This is a genomic window from Mycobacterium sp. TH-M82 (assembly GCF_057473605.1).
This window is the reverse complement of the sequence record NZ_JBYCKY010000294.1, coordinates 1-1105: the sequence shown is the minus strand read 5'-3', so window position 1 is coordinate 1105 and position 1105 is coordinate 1. Positions and strand designations below refer to the sequence as shown.

2 protein-coding genes are annotated in these 1105 nt (G+C 60.7%); both read right to left on the bottom strand.

The features are described 5' to 3' along the window. Positions 1–28: 28 nt before the first annotated feature. Positions 29–685 (bottom strand): CpaB family protein, encoded by a 657-nt coding sequence (locus tag AC2VON_RS09305; protein ID WP_486952692.1) that lies wholly within the window; start codon positions 683–685, stop codon positions 29–31. A 1-nt stretch (position 686) separates the two neighbouring features. After that, a partial coding sequence (locus tag AC2VON_RS09300) for a hypothetical protein (protein ID WP_486952691.1) occupies positions 687–1105 on the bottom strand: 419 nt, incomplete at its 5' end.

The following is a 1105-nucleotide window of genomic DNA, read 5'->3' as shown; positions in this document are numbered from 1 at the left end:
GACGATCTGCATCCGATGTTTCGCCTCCTTAGCTTCCGGAAATGAGCACCTTTTCTCCCCTCGCCACCGCTTCGGCGAGGGCAAGCATCTGATCTTGGGTTAATTTGACATCCACCTCATTCGGAACCCCAAGGCCGTTCACCGGCGCCCCTACCCCAGAGGGCCCGTGAGTCGGCGTGGCCGTGACAACTTCCCGGTTGTTCGACGTGTGCACAGACAGCACCAACACGTCGGAGAAGCTCGTCAGCGTCGGCCTCCCCGTCTTGGCGACCTGCGACGGTAAAAACGTCAAGGTCACCCGGTCTCCAGCGCGAAGCGTCGGGGACACAGAGGCGATCCACGATGCGTCAAGCGGCACATCCACCGTGCCTGGCGTTATCGCAAACGGATCGCTTTCCAAATCAGCCGTGGTGAGGACTTGTCGAGGCGTCAGCGACTCGGTCGTGTACTCGCCAAGCCACGCCTGGACGTGCGTCACAGCACCCATCGGCACGTCCGAACGCGGGAGCATTTCCTTGTGCACTTGTGCTGGACCGAGCACGTGATTGGGGGAAAGCGACTCTGTGGCCACCCACACGGCTTCGCTGTTGAGTTTTGGGGCAACGAACTCGCTCCACACGACACTCCCCCCAATGCCCACCACAAACAACATCCCTGCCAGCGTGTATTTCACTCCGGATTTCATGTCAATCCCCCTGTTTCTTCAGACCTCTGTCCATGAGCTGTAGGGCCTCTGCCTCCGGAAGCGGCGGAGCCAGCGTGCCTTGCCATAGGGCCTTTTGCATCGTCTCAGGATGGCGATACGGGAGTCTTACAGGATGCTCAAACACATCGCTCGGATACGTGGCATCCGGCGTCCATCGGTTCAACACCGTGATGAGCCGTTCTCCCACGCGTTCTCGCAGCGCTTGATACCGCTCACCCAGCTCCGGAATCGACAAGTAGGTGGGATCGCAGTCGAGCACGCACCACACGCCATCCGCCATGTCGAGCAGCTCCTCGGTGTCACCGTCCACGACCACCACGCCGGAGCGCAGATGACGGAGCACCACCGAAACAAACTTGGTCGGCCCATCTCGGGAGGCTTGTCCGGGAGGCAACGGCA

What these genes read in the sequence shown, in the direction of transcription:
- AC2VON_RS09305 (WP_486952692.1), bottom strand. Translation starts at nt 685, where the DNA reads ATGAAATCCGGAGTGAAATACACGCTGGCAGGGATGTTGTTTGTGGTG.